This is a genomic window from Halomonas sp. 3D7M (genome assembly GCF_014897885.1).
Classification (GTDB): Bacteria; Pseudomonadota; Gammaproteobacteria; order Pseudomonadales; family Halomonadaceae; genus Vreelandella.
In genome coordinates, this window is record NZ_JABUZF010000123.1 from 5,177 (window position 1) to 11,455 (window position 6,279).

Genomic DNA, 6,279 nt, shown 5'->3' on the forward strand with positions numbered 1-6,279 from the left:
GGCTGCCACTGTTATTGGCCCCGCTACTTACCGCCTGCGCAGTCAGCTTAGCCGTCAGTATTGGCCAGTATTTGCCAACACTGCTGCTAGGGGGTGGTCGCATCCCCACCATCACTACCGAAGCCGTTGCCATGGCATCTGGCGGCAATCGCAGGCTAGTGGCGGTATTGGCGCTGTTGCAGGCGCTACTGCCGTTTATTGGCTTTAGTCTGGCACTCATGATTCCCCGCCTTGTATGGGCAAAACGCCGCCAAATGCGAGGAGTTGCATGACCCCAAACCTTCAACCGCTGCACATCAAACAGATGACGATCACGCTGACAGGCGAAACACTGCTGGCAATGCACCGTGACATAGCGCCTGGCGAAGTATTAACCGTGATGGGCCCTTCAGGCTCAGGCAAGTCTACCTTGCTGGCCTATCTGGCGGGCTTTTTGTCGCCGGCCTTTCAGGCTCAAGGTGAACTCTATCTGGGCGATAAACGCCTGGATACCCTGCCCGCCGAACAGCGTGGCATTGGCCTGCTGTTTCAGGATCCGATGCTATTTCCCCATTTAAGCGTGGCGGGGAATTGTCGCTTTGGCCTGCCACACCATGCCAACGACAAACGCCAGCAGGTCGCCCAAGCGCTGGAACAGGTGGGGCTGGCGGGCTTTGAAAACCGCGATCCGGCGACCCTTTCCGGCGGCCAGCAAGCTAGGGTGGCGCTGATGCGTCTGCTGCTTTCACAGCCCCGCGCGGTGCTGCTGGATGAGCCGTTTTCCAAACTGGACACCGCACTGCGCCAGGAGATGCGTACGCTAGTGTTCGGTCAACTTCGCGAAGCGGGCCTGCCCACCCTGCTGGTTACCCATGATGAAGCCGATGCCAATGCCGCCGGAGGGCCAATCATTGCCCTTGGTTAACCCTGGCGCGAAATCACCTATGCTTAGCATTGTGATTCCCATGCTGAATGAGGCTGCAGGGATTGAAATGGCGCTAGCCGCGCTGCAGCCACTGCGAGAGACCGGCACAGAAATCATTGTGGTCGATGGGGGGAGTACCGATGACACGATGGGGGGATTACCGATGACAGCGTGGCGTTAGCCACTCCGCTAGCGGATACGCTACTGACGAGTGCCCCTGGTCGAGCACAGCAGATGAACCTGGGCGCAGCACGCGCGCGCTCAGCAGCGCTGCTATTTTTACATGCTGACACCCGGCTTCCCGAAGGGGCAAGCAAGCTGATTTCCCAATCGCTGAACACGAATTGCTGGGGGCGGTTTGATATTCACCTTGAGGGAACAAGCCGCTGGCTGCCGCTCGTTAGCATTCTGATGAACCTACGCTCACGGCTAAGCGGTATCGCCACCGGCGACCAGGGCATGTTCCTACGCCGAGCGTCTTTTGAAGCGGTCGGCGGCTTTCCTGAACAACCGTTAATGGAAGATATTGAGCTAAGCAAGCGGCTAAAGGCAGTTTCTCGCCCCGCCTACCTACGTACCAAAGTGATAAGCTCAGGCAGGCGCTGGGATCAGTTCGGCGCCTGGAAAACGATTTGCCTGATGTGGCGACTACGTTACCGCTACTGGCGCGGCGTCAGCGCCACCCAACTGGCCAAGGAGTATCGCAATGCCCGCTAAGTCCGTGCAGCCCCATCTACATCTACTGGCCAAAGCGCCACTGCCGGGGCAGGCGAAAACGCGCTTAATTCCTTGCCTAGGGCCAGAAGGTGCGGCGCAAGCCCATGCCACCATGGTTCGCCACTGCGTTGCCACCGCCTGCCAAGCACTGGGGTCGCAACACGTCACGCTATGGACCTCCTTAGAACATCAGCATCCGTTGTTTGTGGAGCTGCAGGCTCACTACGGCATTTCGCTCGCCACTCAACGGCAGGGCGATGTGGGAATACGCGTCCGGCATGCACTGAATAGCACACAAGGTCCGTCGATGGTGATGGGCACTGATTGCCCGAGCATCACCGTTGCCATGCTTAGGCAGTGCAGTGCAGCGCTTAAAAACGTGCCCGTGGTGATTTTACCTGCCGAAGACGGCGGCTATGGGTTGATTGGCACTCATGACGATCATCCTAGCCTCTTTGAGGACATTCCTTGGGGAACCGCGCAAGTGCTCCAGGTCACTCGTCAGCGGCTTGCTGCGCTGTCCTTGGAAGCCATCTTTCCCGACACCATGTGGGATATTGACCGCCCAGAAGACTGGCAGCGCTGGCAACAAACGCTGAAGCACGCAAACAGCCTGTAAGGATTCCGCTCTTTACGCCACTGTTACTGAACGAATGTTCTGCTGCTAACACCACCTTGCCCCAACGGAGCCTGCCATGAACCGCCAGCGCCTGCTGATTATCACCCTGCTGCTACTGGCCGTGTTTGGCTTTTACGTGAGCGGTGCCCATACGTTTTTCACCTTGGAAACCCTGCAAACCTATCGCAGCGATTTCCAGGCTGCATTTCAGCAATCCCCTTGGCAGGTTGCGGGCATTTTCTTTGCGCTGTATGTGGTCATGACGGCACTATCGCTACCCGGCGCGACACTCCTCACACTGCTTGGGGGCGCGCTGTTTGGTCTCGGTTGGGGGCTGTTAATTATCTCCTTTGCTAGCACCATCGGCGCAACGCTGGCCTTTTCACTCTCGCGGTTCTTGTTTCGACAGCCGATTGAAAGGCGTTTTCCGCGCCAGTTCGATACGGTCAATCGTGGCGTTGATAAAGACGGCGCTTTTTATCTTTTTACCCTTCGCTTAGTACCGATATTCCCTTTCTTTATGATCAATCTGGTGATGGGCTTAACGCGGCTTAAAACAGTCACCTTTTATTGGGTAAGCCAGCTAGGCATGCTGCCCGGCACCGCGGTCTACGTAAATGCGGGCGGCCAATTGGGTGAACTTGAAAGCCTGGGCGGGATTATTTCTCCTGGGCTTTTGGCCTCGTTTGCGCTGCTGGCAGTATTCCCTTGGATAGCTCGCCGTATTGCGCTACAGGTGCAAAAGCGCAATGCCTATCGTGGTTTTAAGCGTCCATCCCGGTTTGATTACGACATTGTGGTCATCGGCGGCGGCTCAGCGGGTCTGGTCACTAGCTACATCGGCAGCGCCGTAAAAGCTAAAGTAGCGTTGGTAGAAAAGCACAAAATGGGCGGCGACTGCCTGAATACCGGTTGTGTCCCCTCAAAGGCGCTAATTCGTGCCGCCCGTGCTGCTCACGACATGCGTACAGCACACCGCTTTGGCGTTAACGCTGGCGAGCCGGAGATTGATTTTGCCAAGGTGATGAAGCACGTACATCAAGCCATTACTGATATTGAACCCCACGATAGTGTCGAGCGTTACACTAAACTGGGCGTTGAGGTGTATCAGGAGCACGCCACTCTGACGTCTCCTTGGGAAGTTAAGGTCGGTGATAAAACCCTGACCGCCCGCCATATTGTGCTAGCCACTGGCGCACGACCCCGCGTGCCATCGCTTCCTGGCATCGAGCATGCACCACTGCTCACCTCAGAAAACCTGTGGTCACTCACGGAACTGCCTAAACGCTTGGTCGTACTCGGCGGCGGGGCAATTGGCTGCGAGCTCAGCCAGAGTTTTGCCCGCCTGGGCAGTCAGGTCACCTTGGTGGAAGGTATTCCACAGTTGCTAGGCCGAGAAGACCAAGACGTAGGCGAACACGTGGCGCGCACGCTCACCCAGGAAGGCGTTAACGTAATGACCGGCGCCAACGCCTTGGAAGTAAGCCAAGATGGCCCCGGACATCAACTGGTGGTAGAGCACAATGGCCAGCGCATCACCATCGAATTTGATTATTTGCTTGTCAGCGTTGGCCGCCAAGCCAATGTTGAAGGACTGGGGCTGGAAGCGCTGGGAATCACTACCACCAACGCTGGCACGCTGGAACTCAACGAGCGTCTGCAAACTCGGCTGCCCAACATTTGGGCCTGCGGCGACCTAGCAGGCCCCTACCAACTCACGCATGCCGCTGCCCATCAGGCGTGGCACGCAGCCGTTAATGCTCTGTTTGGTGAATTAAAAAGCTTCGCTGTAGATTATCGCTTTATGCCTGCTGTCACCTATATCCAGCCGGAAGTAGCGCGGGTCGGGCTCAACGAAAAAGAGGCCAGCGCTAAGGGCGTGGCGTTTGAAGTCACCCGCTATGCCATGAGTGAAAGCGACCGCGCCATTGCCGAAGGCGCGACTGAAGGATTTATCAAGGTGCTTACCGTGCCCGGTAAAGACAAAATCCTTGGCGCGACCATCGTGGCTGAAAACGCCGGAGAATGGTTAGGAGAGTTCACCATCGCCATGAAGCATGGCCTGGGGCTTAACAAGCTATTGGGCACCATTCATCCCTATCCCACCCTTGGTGAAGCTGCCAAGGCCACCGCTGGCGTGTGGAAAAACGCCCACAAGCCCGAGCGTATTCTCACCCTATTGGAACGTTATTTCCGCTGGCGGCGTGGCGCGGAAAAATGATCTCCCCATGAAAAATCTCGTGCTGATTGGCGCGGGCCATGCCCATGCCTTCGTGCTGGAAGCCTTTGCTCAGCACCCAGATCCGTCAATCGCTATCACCGTGGTTAGCGACAGTGCGCTGTCAGCCTATTCTGGCAGCGTGCCAGCGTGGCTGGCAGGGGAATGCACGCTACGCGAAACACAAATTGATGTAGCGGCGCTCTCTCAACGGGCAGGCGCTCGCTTAATCACTTCGCCTGCAGTGGCTCTCAATCCCACTAAGCGCCAGCTAGCGCTAGCGAACGGCGAGGCGATCCATTTCGATGTAGCCTCATTTAACGTGGGCTCCACGGTAAGGTTGCCTGAACAGCCATTTCTCGAAAAACATGGCGAACAATGCCCCTACTTGTTGGCGATGCGACCGCTAAGCTCACTGCACCACCGCTGGCAAGCGCTGAGAGAGAAAGTCGACCAGTTTCCCCATGGTTCTACACAGCAAGTGGTGAGCGTAGGCGGCGGCGCGGCAGGCTGTGAAACCTTAATGAGTGTGTTGGCGCAGCTTCGTCAACAACGTTCAGATATTACTTGGCAGGGCACGCTAGTCAGCGCATCAACGACACTGTTACCCGGCGCGGGTTGGCTACCTCGTTGGTTAACCCAACGTGCTCTGCGCCGGGCAGGCATTACGGTGCTGCCCGGTGTGCGCGGCCAGGCGCTAATAGCTGGTGGCGTCCACACCTCTAAAGGCGAACTGATTGACGCGGATATCGTGCTGTGGGCTACCGGTGCCGTTGGCCAACCTTGGCTGCAAGACACCCCACTGCCGCTGGAGAAGCGGGGATTCATCCAGGTGAATAAGACACTTGAGGTAGCGGGCCAGCCGGGGCTTTTTGCCGCGGGTGACTGTGCAGCGTTCAGTACATCACTGCACTCATCGCCACTGTCCTCTTCCCCACTACCCAAGGCCGGAGTTTACGCCGTGCGCCAGGGGCCAGTGCTGGCGGAGAACCTGCGCGCCGCCTGTCACAATGAACCGCTGGCCGAGTGGAAGCCACCAAAACGTGTCCTGGCTCTAATTGGCACTGGCGACGGCCATGCGATTGCCAGTAGAGGCGCCATCGGTTTCTCAGGCCGCTGGGTATGGGAATGGAAAAAGCGGATTGATGCGCGCTTTATTGCCCGCTTCAACCCGCCTTTTAAGCACTAACTAGATAACTGCGATCAGATGCTAACTGAAGGCTTAGTTAGCTTCGCGCCAGCCGCCTAATACGCGGCTATCTGGTCCAAAAAACACCAGCCGATCATGGTCGATGAGGTAGCGATAGGCCGTATCGAGCATATCTGTTACCTGCTTGGCGTCTTCCATATTGGGGCAAGCCATGCGTGTTGAGGCGAGCTGGCTAAACTCGATACGCTGATTTTCACCCAACTCCACACTGCCGGTAAATCGGTTACAACCATCCGAACCGCTCACGCTGCCGTCGCGTCCAATTTGAAAGAATGGCGTATTGGGTAACGATACCCGTTCATCGGTACCTACTAGCAATAAATTCCAACGCTGATCGACTATCGGGCCTGACAGCGACACGTTTTCCGGCGCTGCCGTGCTCTCTTGCTCTGGTGTACTGCTACACGCACTGATTAATAGCGCGGTAGCGACACCGGCTAGCATTGCTCCAAATTTGACCGTCACTGTCTCATGCTCCTTATTGACAAATTACCAGCTTCCGCTGTTTTCCATTGACGCCCATGGCTCCTGAGAGGGCAACGCATCGCCTTTTTGCAGTAGCTCGACAGAAATACCGTCGGGCGACTTCACGAACGCCATATGCCCATCCC

General features: G+C 56.9%; 7 protein-coding genes and 1 pseudogene. 7 read left to right on the forward strand and 1 reads right to left on the reverse strand.

Going from position 1 to position 6,279, the window contains the following annotated elements; all coding sequences use genetic code 11:
- The 7 genes and pseudogenes from INT22_RS20325 to INT22_RS05710 all read left to right on the forward strand — a co-directional run.
- Positions 1-272: pseudogene (locus tag INT22_RS20325) on the forward strand (ABC transporter permease); the annotation flags it as partial.
- Complete coding sequence (locus INT22_RS05690) at positions 269-904, forward strand: ATP-binding cassette domain-containing protein (protein WP_193067846.1); 636 nt, start codon at positions 269-271, stop codon at positions 902-904. The pseudogene INT22_RS20325 and the gene INT22_RS05690, both read left to right, overlap by 4 nt.
- A gap of 19 nt (positions 905-923) precedes the next feature.
- Positions 924-1,085, forward strand: a complete 162-nt coding sequence (locus INT22_RS21865; RefSeq protein WP_319022045.1) for a glycosyltransferase — start codon at positions 924-926, stop codon at positions 1,083-1,085.
- Positions 1,076-1,621, forward strand: coding sequence for a TIGR04283 family arsenosugar biosynthesis glycosyltransferase (locus INT22_RS05695; protein ID WP_319022046.1), 546 nt, complete (start codon positions 1,076-1,078; stop codon positions 1,619-1,621). The genes INT22_RS21865 and INT22_RS05695 overlap by 10 nt, the downstream gene beginning before the upstream one ends.
- Positions 1,611-2,240: a TIGR04282 family arsenosugar biosynthesis glycosyltransferase gene (locus INT22_RS05700; RefSeq protein WP_193067847.1), complete on the forward strand. Its 630-nt coding sequence runs from the start codon at positions 1,611-1,613 to the stop codon at positions 2,238-2,240. The genes INT22_RS05695 and INT22_RS05700 overlap by 11 nt, the downstream gene beginning before the upstream one ends.
- A 76-nt stretch (positions 2,241-2,316) precedes the next feature.
- The gene (locus INT22_RS05705) at positions 2,317-4,461 is read left to right on the forward strand and encodes an FAD-dependent oxidoreductase (protein WP_193067848.1); all 2,145 of its coding nucleotides are present in this window, start codon (positions 2,317-2,319) and stop codon (positions 4,459-4,461) included.
- A 7-nt stretch (positions 4,462-4,468) separates the two neighbouring features.
- Complete coding sequence (locus tag INT22_RS05710; RefSeq protein WP_193067849.1) at positions 4,469-5,647, forward strand: FAD-dependent oxidoreductase; 1,179 nt, start codon at positions 4,469-4,471, stop codon at positions 5,645-5,647.
- Positions 5,648-5,680: 33 nt separating this feature from the next.
- Here INT22_RS05710 and INT22_RS05715 read toward each other — a convergent pair whose 3' ends face one another.
- On the reverse strand, positions 5,681-6,112 hold the full coding sequence (locus INT22_RS05715; protein ID WP_193059995.1) for an META domain-containing protein: 432 nt from the start codon (positions 6,110-6,112) through the stop codon (positions 5,681-5,683).
- Positions 6,113-6,279: the final 167 nt, after the last annotated feature.